Source organism: Parafrankia discariae (genome assembly GCF_000373365.1).
In the GTDB taxonomy this organism is placed as follows: domain Bacteria; phylum Actinomycetota; class Actinomycetes; order Frankiales; family Frankiaceae; genus Parafrankia; species Parafrankia discariae.
The window spans coordinates 250,048-272,378 of record NZ_KB891230.1 but is presented as its reverse complement, the minus strand read 5'-3'; the positions used below and the strand labels follow the sequence as shown (position 1 = coordinate 272,378).

Here is a 22,331-nt window from a genome sequence, read left to right as displayed (position 1 = left end):
CGCCGGCCCGGGGCTCGCCCCGGGCTTGTCCCGAAGCGTGTTGTGTCACCGGCGGATGGCGCGGCTGAGGCAACACGCTTCGGCGTCAGCGGGCCGGGCCGGACCCGGTGGCTGAGACCGGGCCCGCGGATCGGCTCGGGCCGGTGGTCGGCTCTGGGCCCGTGACCGGGCCGGGGGGCTCGGTGGAGACGGGCGGCTCGGTGTGGGAGTCGCCGATGCCGCGGATCACCCGGTCCTCCGGGTGGCGCATGGCGGCCCGGTAGTAGAGAAGGCCCGCCAGGCTGTAGCCGATGCCCGCGGCGATGATGGTCGGCGAGGACCGCCCGTCCTCCGGGACCACCACCGCGGCGACCGCGGCCGCGGCCACGAAGGCCACGTTGAACAACAGGTCGTACAGGGAGAAGGCCCGTCCGCGGTACGCGTCCTGGGTCTCCTCCTGCACGATCGTGTCGACGCAGATCTTGCTCGCCTGCGCGGAGAAGCCGAGGAGCAGCCCGGCGGCGATGTACAGCGGGGAGAGGTACGGCAGCCCCAGCACCACCTCGACGACTCCGCCGGCGCCGAGGACGATCGCGATCCAGGTGGCCTTCGGCATCCGCCGGGTCACCCGGGGGGTGACGACGGCGGCGAGGATCGTCCCCACGCCGCTCGCCGCGACCACCGCCGCGAGCCCGGCCAGCCCCCCGCCGGCCCCGGTGAAGTGGTTGCGGTACAGCAGCACCGTCATGACGAGCACCAGCCCGTAGGCGGCGCGGGACGTCGTCAGCGCGGCGAGCGCGCGCCGGGCGGGCCCGTGGTTCCACAGGTAGCGGACGCCGTCCAGCATGTCGGCGACGACGCGGTGGGCCTGTGACCAGGCGCCCTGCCAGGGCATCGTCTCGACCGGGCCGAAGGTGAGGCGGGCGGGGCGGGCCGCGGTGCCGGCGGCGACGACGTAGGCGAGGGCCGCCAGGCCGGCCACCAGCGCGACGGCCCGGTCGTCGCCGTCGGTGAGCCCGCGCAGCCCGCTGCCGACACCGGCCCCGACCAGGGTGGCGATGGTGCCGGAGGTGACCGACAGCGCGTTGGCCGTCACGAGCCGGTCGACGTCGACGACCATCGGCAGGCCCGCGGACAGCGCGGCCAGGACGAACCTGTTCACGCTCACCGAGGCCAGCGCCGTCGCGTAGAAGTCGGCGCCGGTGTGGCCGCCGAGGATCAGGCCGACGAGCACGATCATCAGCAGCGTGCGGACCACAGAGGAGACAACGAGTACCCGCTGGCGGGAGACCCGGTCCAGCACGATGCCGGCGAACGGCCCGATGACGCTGAACGGCAGCACGACCACGGCGAGGGAGGCGGCGAGCGCCCCGGCGGACGTCGCGCGTTCCGGGGAGAACAGCACGTAGCTGACCAGGCTCGCCTGGAACACGCCGTCGGCGGCCTGTGACGTCAGTCGGCAGGCGTAGAGCTGCCGGAACGTGCGACCGCCGAGCAGTGCGCGCAGGTTGCCGGTCCAGGCCACGACGGCCAGCCTACGGAGCCGCCGGCGGCCCCGTGGCGCCGGGCGGCACGTCCGATCCCTCCGCCGGCACAGCGGAAGCCGACGATAGCTATGGCCCGACGGCACAGGGACAGCATTCCGACGTCGAATCAATGCAGGGACTTCGGTTGTCCCATCCGGCGCCGACCTCGGCACGTTCGGTTACGGTCGCGGTCCAGACCTCGGTTTGTCCCGGGAGGTCCCGGTCTGATGCCTGGTGCCCGTCACCGGAACCGCCGTTCCGGTCCCTCGTTACGAGTGGTCGCGGCGGTGGCCGCCGTACCCCTCATGGTCGGCGCCGCGACCTGCGGATGGCTCGTCCTGCGCGGGGGTGCCGGCCCCGTGCGCTGCGATCGCTCGGTCACCCTCGCGGTGACCGCCTCGCCCAGCCTGACCCCGGCGCTGAGCGAGGCCGCCGCGGCCTACGGCAGCGGGCGGCCGACGGTGTCCGGGTACTGCGTGTCCGTCCGGGTGGACACGCAGGGCGGCGGCCAGGTCGCCGCGTACATGAGAGGCGGCTGGACCGAGCCGGCGGCCGGTTCCATCCCGGACGTCTGGGTGCCGGACTCCGCGGACTGGCTCACGCTGGCGCGGACCACCGAGCCGGCGAACCGGCTGCTGGTCGACAACGGCAGCGTGATCGCCACCTCACCGGTCGTCATCGCGATGCCCCGCCCGATGGCCGAGGCGTTCGGCTGGCCGCGGCGCGAGCTCTCCTGGGCCGACCTGCGTGGCCTCGGTGGCGACGAGGACTACTGGGGATCACGGGGCCGGCCGGCCTGGGGCGGTTTCACCCTCGGGCTGGCCGACCCCCGGGCCTCGACCGCCGGGATGACCGCGCTGGCCGAGGTCGTCTCCGCCGCGCTGAAGACCCCGGTCGACCGGCTCACCGAGAACATGTTCACCGACGGCCTCGCGGCCAAGGGCGCCCTGCTGAATCTGGAGCGCTCGTCGGTGCTGGTCGCCGCCTCCGACACCGACCTGCTCAACGCCGTCCGCGCGGCGAACCTGGAGGATCCCGCGGCGACCAGGCTCGCCGCGTTCCCGCTCCAGGAGAGCCTCGTCTACCAGTACAACCACCGGGTGGGCCTCGGTGCCGCGCTGCCGGACGGCCCCGGGCCGGCGCTGGCCGCCTTCTACCCGCGGGACGGCACCGAGCTCGCCGAGATCCGGTACACCGTGCTGAGCCGGGCGTCGGCCGACCCGGTGAAGGCCGAGGTGGCGCGGGACTTCCTGCGGACGCTGACCTCCGGGCCGGGGCGGGAGGCCCTGCTCGGGAACGGCCTGCGCCCCCCGAACGGCATCGCCGACTCGTTCACCGCCCGGACGGGCCTCACCCCCCGGCCACGGCTGACGCCCGAGCGGACCCTGGACGCGACGGTGCTGACCGCGCTCCAGGGGAGCTTCGCCGGGGTCCATCAGCGCGGTAACACCCTCGCCGTGCTGGACACCTCGGGCTCCATGAACGAGGAGGTGCCCGGCAGCGCGGGCCGCAGCCGGCTGTCGGTGGCGCTCGACGCGGCGAGGTCCGCCGTCCCGCTGTTCGCCGACGACAGCAACCTCGGGCTGTGGCAGTTCTCCACCCGGCTGCGCGGCGACCAGGACTGGGAGGAGCTCGTGCCGCTCGGGCCGATGGGCGAGCGGCTGGGCGCCGGCACCCGTTCGCAGGCGGTGGCGGACGCGCTGGACCGGATCGAGCCGCGCGGCGACACCGGCCTCTACGACACCGCGCTCGCCGCGTTCCGGTACCTGAACCAGCACTACGTGCCGGGCCGGCCGAACCAGGTGGTGCTGGTGACCGACGGAAAGAACTCCGATCCGGGCAGCATCGAGCTCGACGAGCTGGTGCGGATCCTGCGCCGGGAGCACTCGCCGCAACGGCCCGTCCAGGTGATCACGATCGGCTACGGGGCCGACACGGATCTCGCCGCGCTGTCGCGCATCTCGGCCGCGACCGGCGCCGAGACGTATCCCGCGCTGGACCCGAACAACATCTTCGAGGTCCTCGTCGACGCGCTGACCGAGGTTCCCGGTTGACGCCCGGCTGAGCGTTGGATTCCCGGCTGGGCGCGGGCCGGTTCCCGCACCGGCGCGCACGCCGGTGGGCCGGTCGTCCCCCCTCCGGACGACCGGCCCACCTGACGGACAGCGGGTGGTGCTCGTACTTCTGGTGGTCGTACTTCTGGTACTGCCTTCTGGCGCTGCTGGTACCGCTGGTACCGCGGAGGTCAGTTCTCGCCGCGGATGAACGCCTCGACCTTGTCGCGGGCCTCGTTGTCGCGGTACTGCTCCGGCGGCGACTTCATGAAGTACGACGACGCGGAGAGGATCGGGCCGCCGACGCCGCGGTCCAGCGCGATCTTCGCGCAGCGGACGGCGTCGATGACCACGCCGGCGCTGTTGGGGGAGTCCCAGACCTCGAGCTTGTACTCCAGGTTCAGCGGGACGTCGCCGAACGCGCGGCCCTCGAGCCGGACGTAGGCCCACTTGCGGTCGTCGAGCCAGGCGACGTAGTCGGACGGGCCGATGTGCACGTTGTCCTTGCCCAGGTCGTGGGAGACCTGGGAGGTGACGGCCTGGGTCTTGGAGATCTTCTTCGACTCCAGCCGGTCCCGCTCGAGCATGTTCTTGAAGTCCATGTTGCCGCCGACGTTGAGCTGCATCGTGCGGTCGAGGACGACGCCGCGGTCCTCGAACAGCTTCGCCATGACCCGGTGGGTGATGGTGGCGCCGACCTGCGACTTGATGTCGTCGCCGACGATCGGCACGCCCGCCGCGCGGAACTTCTCGGCCCACTCGGGGACACCGGCGATGAAGACCGGCAGGCAGTTGATGAACCCGACGCCCGCGTCGATGGCGCACTGGGCGTAGAACTTCGCGGCGTCCTCGGACCCGACCGGCAGGTAGCAGACGAGCACGTCGGCGCGGGTCTCGCGCAGCGTGGCCACGACGTCGACCGGGGCCTCGTCCGACTCGTCGATCGTCTCGCGGTAGTAGCGGCCGAGACCGTCGAGGGTGTGCCCGCGGGCCACGGTCACGCCCAGCGGCGGGACGTCCGCGATCTTGATGGTGTTGTTCTCGCTGGCGACGATGGCCTCGGAGAGGTCACGGCCCACCTTCTTCGCGTCCACGTCGAACGCGGCGACGAAGGTCAGGTCGGAGACGTGGTAGTCGCCGACCGTGACGTGCATCAGGCCTGGGACCTGGGCCGAGGGATCGGCGTCGCGGTAGTACTCGACCCCTTGGACGAGAGATGCGGCGCAGTTGCCCACGCCCACGATGGCGACACGTACCGAACCCATGACGGATGCGCTCCTTAGCTGATGGGGGATACTGGCGTTCCCGGCGGACGGGACAGGCCGGTGCTGACCGGGACACCGGCTGATGCCGACGCCGCGTGGAACTGACGCCGCGTGGAACTGACGCCGCGTGGTGCTGAGACACCGGATGGCGCCGGCGCCGGGCGACCGATCGCCGCCGCGCCGCCGGTTCCGCCCGGCCGCCCGCTAGCTGTCGGGGGATGGGCCGGCGCCGCCGGGGCCCTCGTCATCGTGCTCCGGGCCGCCCACCGCCTCGTCCCGCCCCGCCCCGGCTGTGGACGAACCTGTGGACAACTCTGTGGATGATGTGGACAACACCTGTGCCCCGCGGGCCGAGCCGGGCGTCTGTGCCCGTTCGGTCTCGATCAGCTCGCTGAGCCACCGGACCTCGCGCTCGACCGACTCGAGGCCGTGTCGTTGCAGCTCGAGGGTGTAGGAGTCGAGCCGCTTCGTGGTGCGGGTCAGCGCCGAACGCACCTTCTCCCCACGCTCCTCGAGCCGGCCGCGCCGCCCCTCGAGGATCCGCAGCCGCACCGCCGCGTCGGTCTTGGCGAAGAAGGCGAAGCGGACGCCGAACATCTCGTCCTCCCATGAGGACGGCCCACCTTCGCCCAGCAGCTCCGCGAGCTTTTCCTTGCCCTCGCCGGTGAGGGTGTAGACGACCCGGCTGCGGCCACCCAGCCGGGTGGCCGCGCCGACGTCGTCCGCCGTCACGTACCCCGAGGCCTGCAGGCGGCGCAGGCACGGGTACAGCGACCCGTAGCTGAAGCGGTGGAACGAGCCGAGAACGGCGGCGAGCCGCTTGCGCAGCTCGTAGCCGTGCATCGGGCTCTCCGACAGGAGCGCGAGCACCGCCAGCTCCAACATGCGCGCTCTCCTCTCGCACCGGGCCGGCGCCCGCCGTCTCACGACGGCCGGGTGTGTCGGCGGACTGTATCGCTTGGTTCTGTATCGCCTTGTCCTGTCGCCCCGACATATCGAGGCGATACATCGAGGATAGACGCGCCGGTACTACTACCGCAACTAGGGATGGCCGATCGGCGACCGGCTGATGACGGACGGGCGCGGACAACAGCACGCGGCCGGCCGGCCGGGGGGCGTGTCGGGCGTGCCGGCGCGGTGGCGCGGGACGCGCCCGGGGCCGGGAAACGCCCACTGGCGGACCGGCTTTCACCAGTACGAACGGCCCAGCCGGCCTGTCACCTTCTGTCGGTACCGTCTGCCCGGGCCGCGGCGTCGGCGTACCGTGGATGCCATGCGTCCACGGTCGGTCATCGACTACGCGCTCGCCCGCCGGGCGACGCTGGGCGACCTGTTCGCGGGGCGGATCTCCGCGCCGGACGTGTGTGACGCGCACCCTTATCTGCTCCGTGCGGCGAAGTACCACGGAGAGCCCACGAAGAAGCGCTGCCCGGTCTGCCGCGGGGCTGAGCCGCTCATCAACGTCACCTATACCTACGGTGACGAGCTCGGCCCGAGCTCCGGCCGGGTCCGGGCCACCAAGGAGCTTCCCGGGCTGGCCTCCCGGTACAGCGAGCTGAATGTGTACGTCGTCGAGGTGTGCCCGCCCTGCGGCTGGAACCATCTGATCACGTCCTATGTGATCGGCACCGGCGAGCCGCCGGCGAAGAAGCAGCCGCGCCGCCGCGCCGCCGACACCTAGGCCCGGTCGGGGCGGTCCGGCGGCGTCCGGCGAGGGGTACGGGTAACCCGGCCGAATACCCGGTGTGAGCGGCGAGTCCTCCTCGGCCTTTCTGCCCGCGCCCTGTTGGCACAGGGCCGGGCCGCGGTGTGCCGAGAGTGCGCGCCATCCCCACTTCAGTGCCCTGCCGCAGGGGCCCCGATCTGGCGTGAGATTCTGGTCTGCCATGTGGGCTTCCACGTGGGTGCGGCCGCCTTCGGCGCGCTGTACCGGAATCTGGGGGCACTGGCCGGACTATGGCATCGGCACGGTGACCGGGGGGATTCACGGCAACGGACGGGGTAGTTGGTGAGTACTCCCTATGACCAGGGCGCGCGGACGATAGGACCTCGTGCCGGCGACGGGCGGGTTCCGCCCGGTTCCGCCGTGCCCGGTCCGGGCGGCGGGAGGCCGGCCCCGGGCGGCCGGCCGGCCGGCGCGGGTTCGCCCGGCGGGCCGCCCGCCGGCAGTGGCGCGGCCGGTGGGAGCACCGCCCCCGACCAGGACGCCGGTGGTTGGACCCCGGACCGCGGCGCCGCCGCGCGCCGCCGCGCGGCCACGACCGGCTCCGGTACGTCCGGTACGTCCGGCCGCCGGGCGGCTGACCGGGGCGCCGGGCGCCCGCCGGGCCCGCGAGGTGCTTCCGGCGGTTCTGGTGCTTCTGGTGCTTCCGGCGGTACGAGCGGTACCGCCGGTCCGGGCGGCGCCGGCCGGTCCGGGCCTGCCGAGACGGGGCGGTCCGCGGCGGGCGGCCCGGCCACCGGGCGAACCGGGGCCGGCCGGGCGACCGGCGTCTCCGACCGTGCCGGTTCGGGCCGCGGCGCCCCCGAGCGCGGTGTCCCGGACCGCGGTGTCCCGGACCGTGGTCTCTCCGATCGTGGTGCCGCGGGGCGCGAGGCCCCAGGCCGTGGCGGCTCCGAGCGCGGTGTCTCCGATCGTGGTGTCTCTGATCGTGGCGGCTCGGGCCGTCCCGGTGCCGGGCCCGTGGAGCCGGGCCGCACCGGATCCGACCGCCTTCCCGCCACCCGCGGTGACGCTGCCCGCGGTGACTCGGCGCGCATTGACGCTGCCCGCGGTGAGGCGACCCGTGGGGACTCCACCCGCGGTGGCGCCCGCGGTGATTCAGCCGGCGGTGGCTTCCCACGCGGCGACGCCCGGGGTGAGCTCGCTCGCGGCGACTCCGGCCGGGGTGCCGCCGGCCCCGGCCGTGGTGCCCCGGGCCAGCACGAACCCGGGCGCGGCGAGCCTCGGCCCGGCGGCCCGGAGGGCCGTGGCCGGGCCGCGGCCCCGGACGCCGACCCGGCGGCCACCCGGACCCAGCGGCGGGCGGGTGGGCGGGCGTCCCGTCCTGTGGCGGGTCGGGCGGCCGCTGATCGAGCCGCGGCCCGGTCGGCGGCCGGAGTCGGAGCCGCCGAGGCGACCGGCCGGGACGGCCGGCTGACCGGCGCCACCACCCGGCTGCGGGCGTACCGCCCGGGCGGCGGGCGCGGGGCCGGGCCGGAGGAGCCCACCGGCCGCACGAACGCCCTGTACGACACGGTCGACCAGGCCGCGCTGCGCCGCGTCGACGTACGCGAGCGCACCGCCGACGCGACCGTCTACCACAAGGTCGCGCCCGGCGACGGACTCGACTCGTTCGGTGACGCGGACCGCACGGGCCTGCTCGACCGCACCGGCGGCGGCACGTCGCGCTCGGCCGGCACCCGGCTGGACGCGCTGGAGGACGGCCGCGGCCGTACCGGCACCGGCCGCACCGGACCCGGTCGCCGGCCGGGCGGGCCGACCCGTCCGGGAGAGCGGGGCCGGCGGCCCGGCGCGGGGGACACCTCCGCCGCGCACGCGACCGGTGGCCGGACGGGCGCCCGGGGCCGCGTCCGGCCGAACGCGGGCAGGCGTGGCCCGCGGTGGTGGCGGAACCGGCCCCGGTGGCTGCGCCGACTGGTGCTCATCGGGATGACGTCCGGGGCGCTGCTGTTCGTCGCGGGCATCGCGGTGATCTACGCGGCGACCCGGGTGCCACTGCCCGAAGAGGTGAAAACCGACCAGACGTCGATCATCTCGTGGGCCGGCCCGGACGGAAAGCCCGGCGCCGAACTCACCCGGATCGGCACCGTGAACCGCACGGACGTCCCGCTCTCGCAGGTGTCGAAGGACGTCCAGCACGCGGTGCTGGCCGCCGAGAACGAGAACTTCTACAACGAGCCGGGTATCTCCCCACGGGGTATCGCGCGGGCGCTGTGGGTGAACCTCAGCGGCGGCGAGATCGCCCAGGGCGGTTCGACCATCACCCAGCAGTACGCGAAGAACGCCTATCTCACCCAGGAACGCACGTTCACCCGGAAGATGCGGGAGATCGTGCTCGCCATCAAGCTCGACCACAAGTACTCGAAGGACCAGATCCTCGAGTTCTACCTGAACACGATCTACTTCGGGCGTGGTTCGTACGGCATCGAGGCGGCGGCGAAGACCTACTTCGGGAAACCGGCGGCGCAGCTGACGGCTGGGGAGGGCGCGGTTATCGGGGGACTCATCAGATCCCCGAACTACCTGGACCCGAAGGAGAATCCGGGGCCGGCGGAGTCCCGCTGGAAGGACGTCGTCGCGACGATGGTCGCCAAGGGCTGGGCCCCGGCGTCACTGGCGAGCGAGAAGCCGCCGCCCGTGCAGGAGAAGACCGACAGCTCCGGTAGTTCCTCCGATCAGGTCAAGTACATCCGCGACCAGGTCAAACGCGAACTCACCGCCGCCGGCATCACCGAGGACCAGATCAACCGCGGTGGACTGCGTATCACCACGACCCTCGACCTGGGCCGGCAGACCGCGGCCTTCTCGGCGGTGACCAGCCAGATCTCGAAGGCCTATGCGGCCGTACCCGACCTGCGCACGGGGCTGGTGGCGATAAAACCGGGAACCGGTGAGGTGCTCGCCTGGTACGGAGGTTCCCTTTACGGCAAGGGCACGAACGGCCAGGAACAGTACGTGGACAACGTCTCCGGAGCAAAACTTCCGCCCGGTTCGACGTTCAAGCCCATCACCCTGGTGACCGCCCTGAAAAAAGGCATCAGCCTTAAGTCCACCTACCCGGCCCCCGCCCATCTGCAGGTCCTGGACTACCCGGTCAGCAACGACGAGAGCGACCCCGGAGACCTGGGCTACCCCGACCTCGTGGAGTCCACCGCCGAGTCGATCAACACCGTGTTCGTGCCACTGGGTGTCGACGTGGGCGTCGCGAACGTCATTCAGACCGCCCACGACATGGGGGTCGACGCCGACCTCGAGAACGTCGCCGGCGTCAGCCTCGGCAAGGACGGCGTGACCGCGCTCGACATGGTCGAGGTCTACGGCACGCTGGCCAGCGGCGGCTACCGGGCCACCCCGCACATCGTCGCCAAGGTCGAGGACAACTCGGGCCGGGTCATCCTGGACGGGATGAGCGTCGGCTCGAAGCCGGTCGTCGACAAGGAGCCGGTCGTGCCGCCGTCGGTGGCGAAGGACGTGACCTTCGCGCTGGAGAGCGTGATCGACCACGGCACCGGCAAGAGCGCCCGGCTGGCGAACAACCGGCCGGCGGCGGGGAAGACGGGCACCACCGACGACTTCCGGTCCGCCTGGTTCTGCGGGTACACACCGGAGATCGCCTCCTGCGTGAACATGTTCCGCGGCAAGGGCGAGGTGGCCGACCAGCTCCGGGGCATCCCCGGCGCCGAGCGGGGTGTGTACGGAGGCACCTACCCGGCGAAGATCTGGAAGGCGTTCATGGACGCGGCGCTGCAGGGCATCGCGCCGAAGTCGTTCGACCCGCCCGCCTACGGCGGGATCGTCACCCAGCGCAGCCCCGCGCCGGCGCCGACCCCGTCCGACCTGCCCACGCAGCCGCCGGTCGCGGGGACCGACGACTGGGACATCTTCGGTGACCACCAGAACAACGGTCAGAACGGTGGCCAGAACAACGGCCAGAACGGTGGCCAGAACGGCGCCGGGCAGACCGGGCAGACCGGTCAGACGCCGGGACGTCCCCGGGCGACCCAGCAACCCGGCGGGGGCGGCGGCATCACGGTCGATCCGTTCCGGAACTGAGCGAGCCGACTCCGGAACCGAGCGAGCCGACGGCTGAGCGAACAGCGCCGCGGGTGCCCCTGGCACCCGCGGCGCTGTGTCGTCGGGGGGCCTCGTCACCGCGTGTACCAGAATGGCCGGCATGGCCACGACACCGGCGTCGCCCCACCGGACCAGCCCGGCGCGCACCGACCCGGTGGTCGCGGGCGCGAGTGAGCTCATCGGGGGCCCACCGGGGCGGCACGCGCTGCCCGGCGCGGGCCGGAGCTGGTGGACGCCGCTGCGCGTGCTGATGCTCCTGGTGACACTCACCTGCGTGCTCGGCTACGCGCAGAAGTCCGGCTGCCGCGACACCCGCAACTGGACGGACGAGTACCAGTACACCCGGATGTGCTACTCCGACGTGGTGGCCCTCTACAGCCAGGAGGGCCTGGTCGACGGCAAGATTCCCTATCTGGACTACCCGACCGAGTACCCGCCGGTGATCGGTGGCGCCATGCAGCTGGTCTCCTCGCTGGCCGGCCTCGGCTCGGCACCGGCCGCGGTGTTCCGCACCGACAAGGCGGGCGCCCAGGTCTTCGACCACTACTCGATGGACTCCCGCTCGGCGCTGTTCTACGACCTCACCGCACTGCTGTTCCTGGTGGCCGCCTGCGTGGCGGTCTTCTGCACGGCGCTGACCATGGCGCCCTCCCGGATCTGGGACGCGGCCCTGCTCGCCCTGGCACCGACGCTCGCGCTGCACCTGCTGACCAACTGGGACGTCCTCGCCGTGGCCTTCGCGGCCGGCGGGCTGCTCGCCTGGTCGCGGCGGGCCCCACGGCTGGCCGGCATCCTGTTCGGGCTGGGGGTGGTCACCAAGCTCTACCCGGCGTTGTTCCTGCTGGGGCTCGCCGTGCTCTGCCTGCGGACGGGCAGGATGCGGGAATGGGCGCGCACCGTGGTCTACGCGGTGGGCGCCGCGGTCGCCGTGATGCTGCCCGTCTGGCTGACCGCCGGCTACTTCGACGGCACGACGAAGGTCAGTGACGGCATCTGGTCCACCTTCTGGGGCGGCGGCGATTGGGTCGCGCTGCTGGACGGGGAGCAGGCCGGCGCGCACAACGGCCTGCAACGCTTCTTCGAGCTCAACTCCGAGCGCGGCGCCGACTGGGATTCGCTGGCCTTCGCGACGACCTGGCTGGCCGGCAAGTACGACACCGGCTGGTTCGCGCCCCTGCACCTGGTCGTCCTCGCCGTCGGGCTGGCCGTCGCCGGGGCCACCGCCGCGCTGGCGGTGCGGCGCTGGCCGTGGCTGCGCGCGCAGGTCATCGGCACCGCCGTCGGGTGCTGGCTGATCCTGCTGGTGGCCACGCCGCTGGTCCTGGGCGCCGTGCGCGACCACGGCATCCCGGTCGGGACGCTGAACGTGCTGACCGCGATCGGCCTCGTCCTGGCCGTGGTGGGCATCCTGGCGCTGGCCCTGCTGGCGCCGCGGCGACCCCGGGTGCCCCAGGTGGTGCTCCTCCTGGTGATCGCCTTCCTGCTGACCAACAAGGTCTTCTCGCCGCAGTACACGATCTGGCTGCTGCCGCTGCTGCCGCTGCTGGCGCTGGCCCGGCCGCGCTGGCGGCTGTTCCTGGTCTGGCAGGCCTGCGAGATCTGGGTGCTGTTCACCCGGTTCATGCACTTCATCTACAACGACACCTCGGGCTCCGACGGGATCGACCGGGGCTGGTTCGTCAGCGCCGTGGTGCTCCGTGACCTGATGCTCTGCGTCGTCGCGGCCTTCGTGGTGCGCGAGATCCTCCGCCCCGAGCTGGACGTCGTGCGTGACGGCGGTGTGGACGACCCGGCCGGCGGGATCCTCGACGGCGCGCCCGACGTGCGCGGCGGCCGCCTCGGCCTGCTGCTGCCGTCCCGGCCCTGGGCCCGGGCGGTGCCCGCCGGGCCATTCGCTCCCGGTGGCGACCCGCTCGGCCCCGGCAGTGAGACGCCCGTCCCCGGCGGGGAGCCGGCGGGCCTGGTGGGAGTGGTGGAACCACCGTCCCCGCGGCCCGGTGACGGGCAGGAGAAGGAGTGACGGCGGACGCCCCGGCCGAGTCGCACGCCGGGCGTCCCGTCGAGCCGGGCGGCGAGCCGACCGCCGAGCCGAGCACCGGACCACCCACGGCGCGGACCACCGAGCGGACCACCGGACCGACCATCAAGCCGGCCGCTGAGCCGATTTCCGGACCGGCCACCGGACCGGCCGCCGGACCGACCGCGAGGCACGCCGCTCCCGGCGTCGCCGGGCCGGTGCGGGCGGGCTGGGCCCGGCTGCCCGACGCGGTGCGGGCCTCCCTCCCGGTGTGGTTCGCCAGCCGGGTGGCTGTGGTGGTCGCGTCGCTGGCGGGGGCCCGCGCGCTCTCGAACGGCCCGGCCGGCGACGCGCCCGGCCTCACCACCCTCTGGGACCGCTGGGACGTCGGCCTGTTCACCAAGGTGGCCCGCTACGGCTACCTGTCGTCGGCCTACGCCGACCGGACGGAGGTCGACTTCCCGGGGCTGCCGCTGGCCATCCGTCTCGTCCACGTGGTCGTCCCCGACTGGATCGCCGCCGGGCTGGTGGTCTCGTTCCTCGCCGGCACGCTCGCCGCCGCCGCGCTGTGGCGGCTGGCCGCCGACGAGGTCGGGCGGGAGGACGCGCGGTTCGCGGTCGTCGCGCTCGTCTGCTTCCCGTACGCGGTCTTCCTGTTCGCCGCGTACTCCGAGGGTGTCTTCCTGGGCTTCGCGGTGGCCTCCTGGCTCGCCGCGCGGCGCGACCGGTGGCTGCTCGCCGGCCTGCTGGGCGCCGGCGCCGCCTCGGCGCGGGTGACCGGGATCCCGTTCTGCGCCGCCCTGGTCGTGCAGTACGTGCTCGTGCGCCGTGCCGCCGGGCGTCCGGTGTTCGCCCCGCCGGCGCTGGCGCTCGCCCTGCCCCCGCTGCCGATCGTCGGCTACGTCCTCTACCTGCGCGCCCGGACCGGGCGGTGGGACACCTACACCGAGGCGATGCACGCCGGCTGGAACCGCGGCGTCGACTGGCCGTGGCGGGGGTGGTCGCGGACCTGGGAGTCCGCGTTCGACGGGAGCGGGGCGTCGACGTTCGTCTGGTTCTGGCGCGGGGAGCTGCTCGCCGTCGTGATCGGCGTGCTGCTGACGGGCGTGCTGCTGTGGAGCAGACGCTGGGGCGAGGCGACCTTCGTCGGGCTGATGACCGTCCTGATGAGCTTCTCGAACTACTACGCCTCGGGGATCCGCGGGATCCTGGTCGCCTTCCCGCTCTACCTGCTGCTGGCGCGGATGGCCGCGCGCCGGCCGTGGGTCCGCGGCGCCTACGTCTGGCTCTGCGCGCCGATCATGGTGGTCTTCGTCGTGGCCTTCACTCAGGGCAACTGGGTCGACTGATCCAGCCCGTCGCCCGTCGCCCGTCGCCCGCAGGGAGCGGCGGGGACGGCGGCGACACGACCGTCGGGACCGGATGTCGGTCCGGGCGGCCGGCACATGCGCGAGGATGGGGCGGTGGCGGCAGACGACGTACGGGTGGGCGGATCAGGGTCCTCGTCGCGACCGCCGTCGGGCGTGACGGTGTCCGCCGCCGTGGCGGGCCTGCTGGCGCTGGTGTTCCTGGTCCTCGCCGTCGTCGTGCCCGATCCGTCCCGGCACGCCCACGGGCTGCTGGTGGTCGTCGACCTGGTGGGCGTGGCCGGGGTCGGCGTCGTGTGGATCCGGGTGGTCCGCCTGGTCGGCCGCTCCGTGGGTCGTCGTCGGGTCGAGTAATCTCGTCCAGACACACCGTGTGCCGACGTTTCAGCTCGCCCGTTGGGCGGACCTCCGGCACCGGTCCCTCCTGCCACGGATGATCCGTGGCCGCTAGAGTCCACAGGAGGTGGGTTCAGCCTTGCCACGCCACTATGAACTGATGGTGATCCTCGATTCCGAGCTCGAGGAGCGCACGGTCGCACCCTCGCTCGACCAGTACCTCAACGTCGTCCGACAGGGCGGCGGAGTGGTCGAGAAGGTCGACGTGTGGGGCCGTCGCCGGCTCTCCTACGAGATCGCCAAGAGCTTCGAGGGCATCTACGCCGTCATCGACCTGCACACGGAGCCGGCCGTCGTCGCCGAGCTGGACCGCCAGCTCGTCCTCAACGAGTCCGTGATCCGGACGAAGGTGATCCGGCTGCCCGAGCCCAAGGCCCCGCGGCCGAACCGCCGGGCGGCAGCGTGACGTGCTCGGCCCGGTCGGCGCTGAGCGCGCTGCCGCGGGCCACCCGACCGGAGGAGCGTGATCATGGCCGGTGAGACGGTGATCACGGTCGTCGGTAATCTGACGAACGACCCCGAACTGCGTTTCACGCCGAACGGCGCCGCGGTCGCGAGCTTCACGGTCGCGTCCACCCCGCGCACGCTCGACCGTGGAACGAACGAGTGGAAGGACGGCGAGGCGCTCTTTCTTCGCTGTTCGATCTGGCGGCAGGCTGCCGAGCACGTCGCCGAATCCCTCACCAAGGGCGCGCGCGTCATCATTCAGGGGCGCCTCAAGCAGCGCTCCTTCGAGACCCGTGAAGGCGAGAAGCGAACGGTGATCGAGCTGGACGTCGATGAGATCGGCCCCTCGCTCCGTTACGCGACCACGAAGGTGACCAAGGCTGCCCGCGGTGGCGGCTTCGGTGGTGGCCAGGGTGGTAGCGGCGGATTCAACGGCGGCCAGGGCGGCCCGAGCGGCCCCGGTGGCCCCGGTGGCCAGCCCGGTGGCGGCTACAACGGCGGATCCCCGCAGGGCGGTGGCTCCGGCTATGCCGGCGGCGCCGTCGACGACCCGTGGTCGCAGCCCGCGGGTGGTTACTCCGACGAGCCGCCGTTCTGAGCGGCCGCGTGTCATCTTCGCGCGACCGGAACTCGGGCGCAAAACGAGGTAGGAGCACATCCATGGCCAAGGCGGCCGTGCGCAAGCCCAAGAAGAAGGTTTGCGTCTTCTGCAAGGACAAGGTCCACTACATCGATTACAAGGACACTTCCCTGCTCCGGAAGTTCATCTCGGACCGGGGGAAGATCCGTGCCCGTCGGGTGACCGGCAACTGCAGCCAGCACCAGCGTGACGTCGCGACCGCGGTGAAGAACAGCCGCGAGATGGCGCTGCTGCCGTACACCTCGACGGCCCGCTGAGGAGGATGACGATGAAGCTCGTCCTCACCCAGGAGGTCCCGGGGCTCGGCAGCCCGGGGGACATCGTCGATGTGGCCGACGGCTACGGCCGGAACTACCTGGTGCCGCGCCGGTACGCGATTCTCGCGACCCGTGGCGCCGAGCGTCAGGTCGCCCAGATCAAGCGGGCGCGGGACGCCCGGGCGGTCCGCGACCTCGACCACGCCAAGGAGATCGCCGGCCAGCTCTCCGGCCTGTCCGTCCGGCTGGTCAGCCGCGCGGGCAAGGAGGGCCGGCTGTTCGGCTCGGTCACGGCCGCCGACGTGGTGTCCGCGGTGACCGACGCCGGCGGCCCCGCGCTGGACCGGCGCCGGGTCGAGCTGAGCACCCCGATCAAGTCGCTCGGTTCGCACACCGTCGCGGTGCACCTGCACCCCGAGGTCAGCGCGAAGCTGACCGTCCAGGTCACCTCGGCCTGATCACGGCGCAGGCCAGGGCGCGCCGCTCACGGCGCCGCCCTGGCCTGCTCTCGTCTTCCCCCACTCACCTCGCCGAGGCGGTTCACGGTGACCTGACCGGGTGGCGCGACCACATTCGGATCACTTCTGTGTCCGCGTGTGAGCGGGCGGTGACGCTTCGATTCGGGCAGAATGCTCGTGGGCCTGTCGCCGGGAGATCCCTCCCCTGGGCGGTATAGCTCGAAATGATTAGTCACACCACGATCTCGGGGTAACTCGAAAGTTTCTTTTTGTCCACAGGTGTGTCGTCCCTGTAGTCCTACTGGCGCTGCGGTTCTGGGCGGTTATGACGCCGTCATCCACAACGTCGCTGCCGCCTGTCCCGAGGCGTTCCCCAGAAACTCGCTCGTTACCAACAGGTTGTCCACAGGAGGATGTGGATAACTTTTTGGCGCTGCCCCATGTGGGCCTCTACCGTCGAGCCCTCCACACTGGCCAGGTATCCGTGGGAACGGGATAGTCCAGACGGGTGAGGTGGACGTGATCTTCGGGTCGGTGGGCGGGCGGGCGGGCGAGTTGACACCCTCCTCTCCGCGATCGAACATATGTTCGATGATGTCGACAGGTTCGGGCCTGGCAGGCTTCCCCGCGGTGGGCTCGCCTTCGGTGGGATCGGGCCGGGAGCTCGCGCCGCACGGCGCCGCTCCGACCGCCCGGTCGCGGTGCGCCGGCGGGCCGGCCGACATCCGAGAGGGGGAGGCGTGAGCGTCGCCGACATCACGCGCGGGCCCGGATCCGCGGTCGAGTTCGATCGCACCCCGCCCCACGATCTCCCGGCGGAGCAGAGCGTGCTGGGGGGCATGCTGCTCTCGAAGGACGCGATCGCGGACGTCGTCGAGGTCCTCCGGACGAGTGACTTCTACCGGCCGGCGCACGCCACCATCTACACCACGATCGGCGACCTCTACGGCCGTGGGGAGCCGGCCGACGTCATCAGCGTCGCCGCCGAGCTGGGCCGGCAGAACCTGCTGGAGCGGGTCGGCGGGCCGTCCTACATGCACACCCTGATCTCCAGCGTCCCGACCGCGGCGAACGCCGGCTACTACGCGCGCATCGTCGCGGAGAAGGCCGTGCTGCGCCGGCTGGCCGAGGCCGGCACGCGCATCGTGCAGCTCGCCTTCGGCCCGGCGCCCGACGTCACCGACGTCGTCGACCGGGCCCAGGCGGCCGTCTACGAGGTGACCGAGCGGCGCACGAACGACGACTACACCCCACTCGGCGAGCTGCTGAACCCGGCGCTGGAGGAGATCGAGGCGATCCAGGCCCACGACGGCGCCCTGACCGGGGTGCCGACGGGGTTCACCGACCTCGACGAGCTCACCAACGGCCTGCACGGCGGCCAGCTGTGGATCGTCGCGGCCCGGCCCGCGGTCGGCAAGTCGACCCTGGGCCTGGATTTCGCCCGCGCCGCGTCGATCAAGAACGGGATGACCTCGGTCGTCTTCTCACTGGAGATGAGCCGCATGGAGATCACCATGCGGCTGCTCTCCGCCGAGGCCCGGGTGTCGCTGCAGAACATCCGCACCGGCCGGCTGACCGACGACGACTGGGGCCGGCTGGCCCGGCGGATGGGCGAGGTCGCCGAGGCGCCGCTGTACATCGACGACAGCCCGCACCTGACCATGATGGAGATCCGGGCGAAGGCGCGGCGGCTCAAGCAGCGCAACGACCTGCGGCTGGTCATCCTCGACTACCTGCAGCTGATGTCCTCGCCGAAGAAGGTCGAGAGCCGTCAGCAGGAGGTCAGCGAGATCTCCCGGTCGCTGAAGCTGCTCGCGAAGGAGCTGGAGGTCCCCGTCGTGGCGATCTCGCAGCTCAACCGGGCCTCCGAGCAGCGGGCCGACAAACGCCCACAGGTTTCCGACCTGCGCGAGTCCGGCAGCCTCGAGCAGGACGCCGACGCGGTCATCCTGCTCTACCGGGAGGACACGGTGGAGAAGGAGTCGGCACGGGCCGGCGAGGCCGACCTGATCATCGCCAAGCACCGAAACGGCCCCACCGGTACCGTCACCGTGGCCTTCCAGGGCCACTACTCCCGGTTCGTCGACATGGCCAACTGACCTCGCCGGGTGATGCGTCCGCGGTGGCTGAGACGCGACGAATTCCGGAGATGGCATCCGTTCGGGTGGCTGACGGTGGCGGAAAACGGGCCCGCGCGTCCACGCGGCTGAAGAGCCGGCTCCGCGGTGACAGACTGGGCGACATGAGCGTTTCCGGTGTTCCCCCGCGCGACTCCGGGGTCGTCGAGGTCGCGCGGTTCGACGTGTTGCCAGGGCGCGAGGAGGAGTTCGCCGTGGCGTACCGGGCGGTCCGGCATGAGCTGGTCAACACGCCCGGGTGCCGCTCCGCCCGGATGACCAGGGGGGTCGAGTCCCCGTCCAGCTTCGTGCTCCTGGTCGACTGGGACAGCCTGGAAGCGCACACCGAGACCTTCCGCGGCTCGGAGCGGTTCACCCGGTGGCGGGCGGCGCTCTCCCCGTTCTTCGCGGCGGCGCCGTCGGTGGAGCACGTCGTGGCGATCATGGATCCAGTCGTGCCGGCAGCGGCGTCGGCGGACCGACCGGCCAGTTCCTGAGCCCGCCGGCCGTCGCGCGCCTCCGCCGCCATGCTGACCTTCATCGGGTACCTCTTTCTGGCGCCCCTCTCGGCCGCGTTCTTCGGTTTTCTGGTGTGGTTGCTGCCCGCGATCGCGATGCGCGACGTGATCGGCCGCATGCGGATCAAGCCGTTCACGTTCTTCGTGACCGGCTACGTCTTCATCGGCCTGATGAGCTTCTACCTGCTGGTCTTCTATGAGGATCATGAGGTGGCGCCGTTCCTCGGAACGGTCGCGTCGCTGGGCCTGGTGTGGGCGGTCCGGCGGTGGTGGCGCTCGCGGCGCGGCTCCCGCACGGTCGCCGGGTTCAACCGGCTGACCGGCCCCCGGCAGCGTCCGGGAACGCCCACGGACGGACCCGGTGTCCCCCACCCGGGCCAGTACGGAGCCCACCCGGGCCAGTGGGGCGTCCAGCCGGGTCAGTACGGCGGTCAGGCTGGACCGTGGAGCGGCCAGCCTGGTCCATACGGCGCCCAACCGGGGCAACCCGGCCACCCGGGGCAGTGGGGCGTCCAGCCTGGTCAGTACGGGGTCCGGCCCGGTGCGTATCCCGGGCCGTACGGCGGGCCCGGGTATCCGGGCATGCCCGGCCAGGCCACTCCGTCGGGAGAGCAGACCCCGCCCGGTCAGGGGAGCCGTCCCGGCCATCCGGGGGCCGCGGCCGGGGATGGTCCATCCGGGCCGGCCGGCCGCCCGCCCGCGGGTGGTCCCGTTCGGCCGGGAGATCCCGGCTGGACCCCCGGCCTGGAGGGTGAGCTCCCAGGTGCGACGGGTGCCGGCGAGCCACCCGTCCCCGGCCGGACCGGCCGGATCGCCGGCTATCCGCTCGCGGCGCCGCCGCCGGACCTGTCGTCCGGCCCGCCCGGGTATCCGCCGCCGGAACGCCCGGCACCCGGTGGACCGGCGGGGACCACACCGGAGGCATCGGGCGGACCCGCGCCGAGTGGTCCGGTGCCAGGTGGTCCGGTGCCGGACGGTCCGATGCCGGGCGGGGGTGGTCCGGTGTCCGGTGGACCGGGCGTGGGGTCGTCGGCCTGGAGCGACGAGCCGGACATCGACCCGACCTGGCTGGAGTTCCTCGCCAGCGAGCCCGGCGGCCTGGGTGGCCCAGGTACTCAGGGCGGCCCAGGTGCCCAGGGTGGCCCGAGTGCCCAGGGTCGTCCGGTGGATTCCGCTGGATCCGATGATTCCGCGGGGCCGGACGACCCGGACGACCCGGACGACCCGGCCTCCGGTCCCCCCGGCGGCCGGAGGCCCTGACCTCCAGGTTCGCCGGGGCCGGGCCGGTTCGCCGGGTGGCATCGCCGGCGGCCGGGCCGGGCCGGCGGGTGGCCTGGCTGGCCGGGCGCGCGCGAGGCGTAGCCTGATCGGTGGCGAACGCTCCGGATCGGAGCGCGCCCGCGTGCCGCCCGTCGACTCGGGAACCCCGCCGACTCGGGAGCAGCGACGTCGGAAACACCGCTGTCGGGCTTCGGAAACACCGATGGCGGGTCACCGACGTCGGCGCCGTCGCACGGCGGCGTGTTCGCCAGCCCGCGTCCGGCACCCCGACGCACCGCCCGTCTCCAGTGCCCCACAGCCCAGCTCAGAGGTCGAGATGCCCGCTCTGCGTTCCCGCACCACCACCCACGGTCGCAACATGGCCGGTGCCCGCGCCCTGTGGCGGGCGACCGGAATGACCGACGACGACTTCGGCAAGCCGATCGTCGCGATCGCGAACAGCTTCACGCAGTTCGTTCCCGGACACGTCCACCTGCGGGACGTCGGGAAGATCGTCGCGGACGCGGTGGTCGGGTCGGGCGGGGTGGCCAAGGAGTTCAACACGATCGCCGTCGACGACGGGATCGCGATGGGCCACGGCGGCATGCTGTACTCCCTGCCGTCCAGGGAGATCATCGCGGACAGCGTCGAGTACATGGTCAACGCCCACTGCGCCGACGCGCTGGTCTGCATCTCGAACTGCGACAAGATCACTCCGGGGATGCTGATCGCCGCGCTGCGGCTCGACATCCCGACCGTCTTCGTCTCCGGCGGCGCGATGGAGTCCGGCAACGCCGTCGTCACCGGCGGCATCGTGCGCTCACGGCTCGACCTGATCGACGCGATGACCGCGGCGGTCAACCCGAACGTCAGCGACGCCGACCTCGAGACCATCGAGCGGTCCGCCTGCCCGACCTGCGGGTCCTGCTCCGGCATGTTCACGGCCAACTCGATGAACTGCCTGACCGAGGCCCTCGGTCTGGCGTTGCCGGGCAACGGGACGACGCTGGCCACCGCGGCGGCCCGGCGTGGCCTGTTCGTCGAGGCCGGTCGCCTGGTCGTCGACCTGGCCCGCCGGTACTACGAGAAGGACGACGAGGCCGTCCTGCCGCGCTCGATCGCGACCGCGGCGGCCTTCCGTAACGCGTTCGCGGTGGACGTCGCGATGGGCGGCTCGACGAACACCGTCCTGCACCTGCTCGCCGCCGCGGTCGAGGCCGAGGTCGGGGTGACCCTCGACGACATCGACCAGATCTCCCGCTCGGTGGCCTGCCTGTGCAAGGTGGCTCCCAGCTCGACCGACTACTACATGGAGGACGTCCACCGGGCCGGCGGAATCCCGGCGATCCTCGGCGAGCTCGACCGCGGCGGCCTGCTGGACCCGAACGTGCACAGCGTGCACGCGGCCAGCCTGCGCGAGTTCCTCGACCGCTGGGACGTTCGCGGCACCGACCCGGCTCCGGACGCGGTCGAGCTGTTCCACGCCGCGCCCGGCGGTGTGCGCACCGTCGAGCCGTTCGGCTCGACGAACCGCTGGGACACCCTCGACACCGACGCGAAGAGCGGCTGCATCCGCTCGGTGGAGCACGCCTACTCGGCCGACGGCGGCCTGGCCGTGCTGCGCGGCAACCTGGCGCCCGACGGCGCCGTGGTGAAGACGGCCGGCGTCGACGAGAGCCAGTGGACGTTCCGCGGACCCGCGCTGGTCGTCGAGAGCCAGGAGGCCGCGGTCGACGCGATCCTGAACAAGGTCGTCAAGGCGGGCGATGTGATCATCGTCCGGTACGAGGGCCCCCGCGGTGGCCCCGGCATGCAGGAGATGCTCTACCCGACGGCGTTCCTCAAGGGCCGTGGCCTCGGGCCGAAGTGCGCGCTGATCACCGACGGCCGCTTCTCCGGGGGCAGCTCGGGCCTGTCGATCGGCCACGTCTCCCCGGAGGCCGCGCACGGTGGCCCGATCGCGCTCGTCCGGGACGGAGACCTCGTCGAGATCGACATCCCGCGGCGCCGGATCGACCTGCTGGTGCCGGACGCCGAGCTCGCCGCGCGGCGGACCGAGATCGAGGCGAACGGCGGCTACCACCCGGCGAACCGGGAGCGTGTCGTGTCGGCCGCGCTGCGCGCCTACGCGGCCATGGCGACGTCCGCTTCGACCGGTGCCGTCCGTGACGTCCGGCTCATTACCGGCTGAGATCTCGTTCGGTAGCTGAGTTGATCGCGGTGTGTATGCGAA

The 22,331-nt window shown here is 72.5% G+C and carries 17 protein-coding genes; 14 read left to right on the top strand and 3 right to left on the bottom strand.

What is annotated here, in order from left to right:
- Window positions 1–85: 85 nt before the first annotated feature.
- A complete protein-coding gene (locus B056_RS0122290; RefSeq protein ID WP_018504078.1) occupies window positions 86–1,504 on the bottom strand; it encodes an MFS transporter in 1,419 nt (472 codons plus the stop codon).
- Window positions 1,505–1,792: 288 nt separating this feature from the next.
- Between B056_RS0122290 and B056_RS0122285 the strand changes: the two genes are divergently transcribed.
- Window positions 1,793–3,559 (top strand): substrate-binding and VWA domain-containing protein, encoded by a 1,767-nt coding sequence (locus tag B056_RS0122285; protein ID WP_230203116.1) that lies wholly within the window; start codon window positions 1,793–1,795, stop codon window positions 3,557–3,559.
- A gap of 191 nt (window positions 3,560–3,750) precedes the next feature.
- On the opposite strand, the gene B056_RS0122280 is transcribed toward B056_RS0122285, so the two are convergent.
- Window positions 3,751–4,824, bottom strand: a complete 1,074-nt coding sequence (locus B056_RS0122280; RefSeq protein ID WP_018504076.1) for an inositol-3-phosphate synthase — start codon at window positions 4,822–4,824, stop codon at window positions 3,751–3,753.
- Between the two features lie 204 nt (window positions 4,825–5,028).
- Window positions 5,029–5,709, bottom strand: a complete 681-nt coding sequence (locus B056_RS0122275) for a PadR family transcriptional regulator (protein WP_018504075.1) — start codon at window positions 5,707–5,709, stop codon at window positions 5,029–5,031.
- A 388-nt stretch (window positions 5,710–6,097) separates the two neighbouring features.
- Between B056_RS0122275 and B056_RS0122270 the strand changes: the two genes are divergently transcribed.
- The 13 genes from B056_RS0122270 (at window position 6,098) to ilvD (ending at window position 22,289) form a co-directional block, all read left to right on the top strand.
- Complete coding sequence (locus B056_RS0122270; protein ID WP_018504074.1) at window positions 6,098–6,505, top strand: DUF5318 family protein; 408 nt, start codon at window positions 6,098–6,100, stop codon at window positions 6,503–6,505.
- Between the two features lie 1,368 nt (window positions 6,506–7,873).
- Complete coding sequence (locus B056_RS37565) at window positions 7,874–10,600, top strand: transglycosylase domain-containing protein (protein ID WP_018504072.1); 2,727 nt, start codon at window positions 7,874–7,876, stop codon at window positions 10,598–10,600.
- 112 nt (window positions 10,601–10,712) lie between these two features.
- Window positions 10,713–12,641: a glycosyltransferase family 87 protein gene (locus B056_RS0122260; protein ID WP_018504071.1), complete on the top strand. Its 1,929-nt coding sequence runs from the start codon at window positions 10,713–10,715 to the stop codon at window positions 12,639–12,641.
- Complete coding sequence (locus B056_RS0122255; protein ID WP_018504070.1) at window positions 12,638–13,987, top strand: glycosyltransferase family 39 protein; 1,350 nt, start codon at window positions 12,638–12,640, stop codon at window positions 13,985–13,987. Before B056_RS0122260 ends, B056_RS0122255 begins: the two co-directional genes overlap by 4 nt.
- Before the next feature lie 114 nt (window positions 13,988–14,101).
- Complete coding sequence (locus tag B056_RS0122250; protein ID WP_195905938.1) at window positions 14,102–14,359, top strand: hypothetical protein; 258 nt, start codon at window positions 14,102–14,104, stop codon at window positions 14,357–14,359.
- 121 nt (window positions 14,360–14,480) lie between these two features.
- On the top strand, window positions 14,481–14,807 hold the full coding sequence (gene rpsF / locus B056_RS0122245; protein WP_020464685.1) for a 30S ribosomal protein S6: 327 nt from the start codon (window positions 14,481–14,483) through the stop codon (window positions 14,805–14,807).
- Window positions 14,808–14,870: 63 nt separating this feature from the next.
- Window positions 14,871–15,446 carry a single-stranded DNA-binding protein gene (locus B056_RS0122240; RefSeq protein WP_026240002.1) on the top strand — a complete coding sequence of 192 codons (576 nt, stop codon included), beginning with the start codon at window positions 14,871–14,873 and terminating at the stop codon, window positions 15,444–15,446.
- Window positions 15,447–15,508: 62 nt separating this feature from the next.
- On the top strand, window positions 15,509–15,745 hold the full coding sequence (gene rpsR, locus B056_RS0122235; RefSeq protein ID WP_006543269.1) for a 30S ribosomal protein S18: 237 nt from the start codon (window positions 15,509–15,511) through the stop codon (window positions 15,743–15,745).
- Between the two features lie 11 nt (window positions 15,746–15,756).
- Window positions 15,757–16,203: a 50S ribosomal protein L9 gene (gene rplI, locus B056_RS0122230; protein ID WP_020464683.1), complete on the top strand. Its 447-nt coding sequence runs from the start codon at window positions 15,757–15,759 to the stop codon at window positions 16,201–16,203.
- 740 nt (window positions 16,204–16,943) lie between these two features.
- On the top strand, window positions 16,944–18,302 hold the full coding sequence (gene dnaB, locus B056_RS0122225) for a replicative DNA helicase (RefSeq protein WP_018504065.1): 1,359 nt from the start codon (window positions 16,944–16,946) through the stop codon (window positions 18,300–18,302).
- A gap of 143 nt (window positions 18,303–18,445) precedes the next feature.
- Window positions 18,446–18,817 (top strand): antibiotic biosynthesis monooxygenase family protein, encoded by a 372-nt coding sequence (locus B056_RS0122220; protein ID WP_035752420.1) that lies wholly within the window; start codon window positions 18,446–18,448, stop codon window positions 18,815–18,817.
- 30 nt (window positions 18,818–18,847) lie between these two features.
- Window positions 18,848–20,098, top strand: a complete 1,251-nt coding sequence (locus B056_RS39615; protein WP_051105705.1) for a hypothetical protein — start codon at window positions 18,848–18,850, stop codon at window positions 20,096–20,098.
- A gap of 337 nt (window positions 20,099–20,435) precedes the next feature.
- On the top strand, window positions 20,436–22,289 hold the full coding sequence (ilvD, locus tag B056_RS0122210) for a dihydroxy-acid dehydratase (protein WP_018504063.1): 1,854 nt from the start codon (window positions 20,436–20,438) through the stop codon (window positions 22,287–22,289).
- Window positions 22,290–22,331 lie beyond the last annotated feature (42 nt).

What these genes read in the sequence shown, in the direction of transcription:
- B056_RS0122240 (WP_026240002.1), top strand. Translation starts at nt 14,871, where the DNA reads ATGGCCGGTGAGACGGTGATCACGGTCGTCGGTAATCTGACGAACGAC.
- B056_RS39615 (WP_051105705.1), top strand. Translation starts at nt 18,848, where the DNA reads ATGCTGACCTTCATCGGGTACCTCTTTCTGGCGCCCCTCTCGGCCGCG.
- ilvD (WP_018504063.1), top strand. Translation starts at nt 20,436, where the DNA reads ATGCCCGCTCTGCGTTCCCGCACCACCACCCACGGTCGCAACATGGCC.
- rpsR (WP_006543269.1), top strand. Translation starts at nt 15,509, where the DNA reads ATGGCCAAGGCGGCCGTGCGCAAGCCCAAGAAGAAGGTTTGCGTCTTC.
- B056_RS0122220 (WP_035752420.1), top strand. Translation starts at nt 18,446, where the DNA reads ATGAGCGTTTCCGGTGTTCCCCCGCGCGACTCCGGGGTCGTCGAGGTC.
- rplI (WP_020464683.1), top strand. Translation starts at nt 15,757, where the DNA reads ATGAAGCTCGTCCTCACCCAGGAGGTCCCGGGGCTCGGCAGCCCGGGG.
- B056_RS0122270 (WP_018504074.1), top strand. Translation starts at nt 6,098, where the DNA reads ATGCGTCCACGGTCGGTCATCGACTACGCGCTCGCCCGCCGGGCGACG.
- B056_RS0122280 (WP_018504076.1), bottom strand. Translation starts at nt 4,824, where the DNA reads ATGGGTTCGGTACGTGTCGCCATCGTGGGCGTGGGCAACTGCGCCGCA.
- B056_RS0122275 (WP_018504075.1), bottom strand. Translation starts at nt 5,709, where the DNA reads ATGTTGGAGCTGGCGGTGCTCGCGCTCCTGTCGGAGAGCCCGATGCAC.
- B056_RS0122260 (WP_018504071.1), top strand. Translation starts at nt 10,713, where the DNA reads ATGGCCGGCATGGCCACGACACCGGCGTCGCCCCACCGGACCAGCCCG.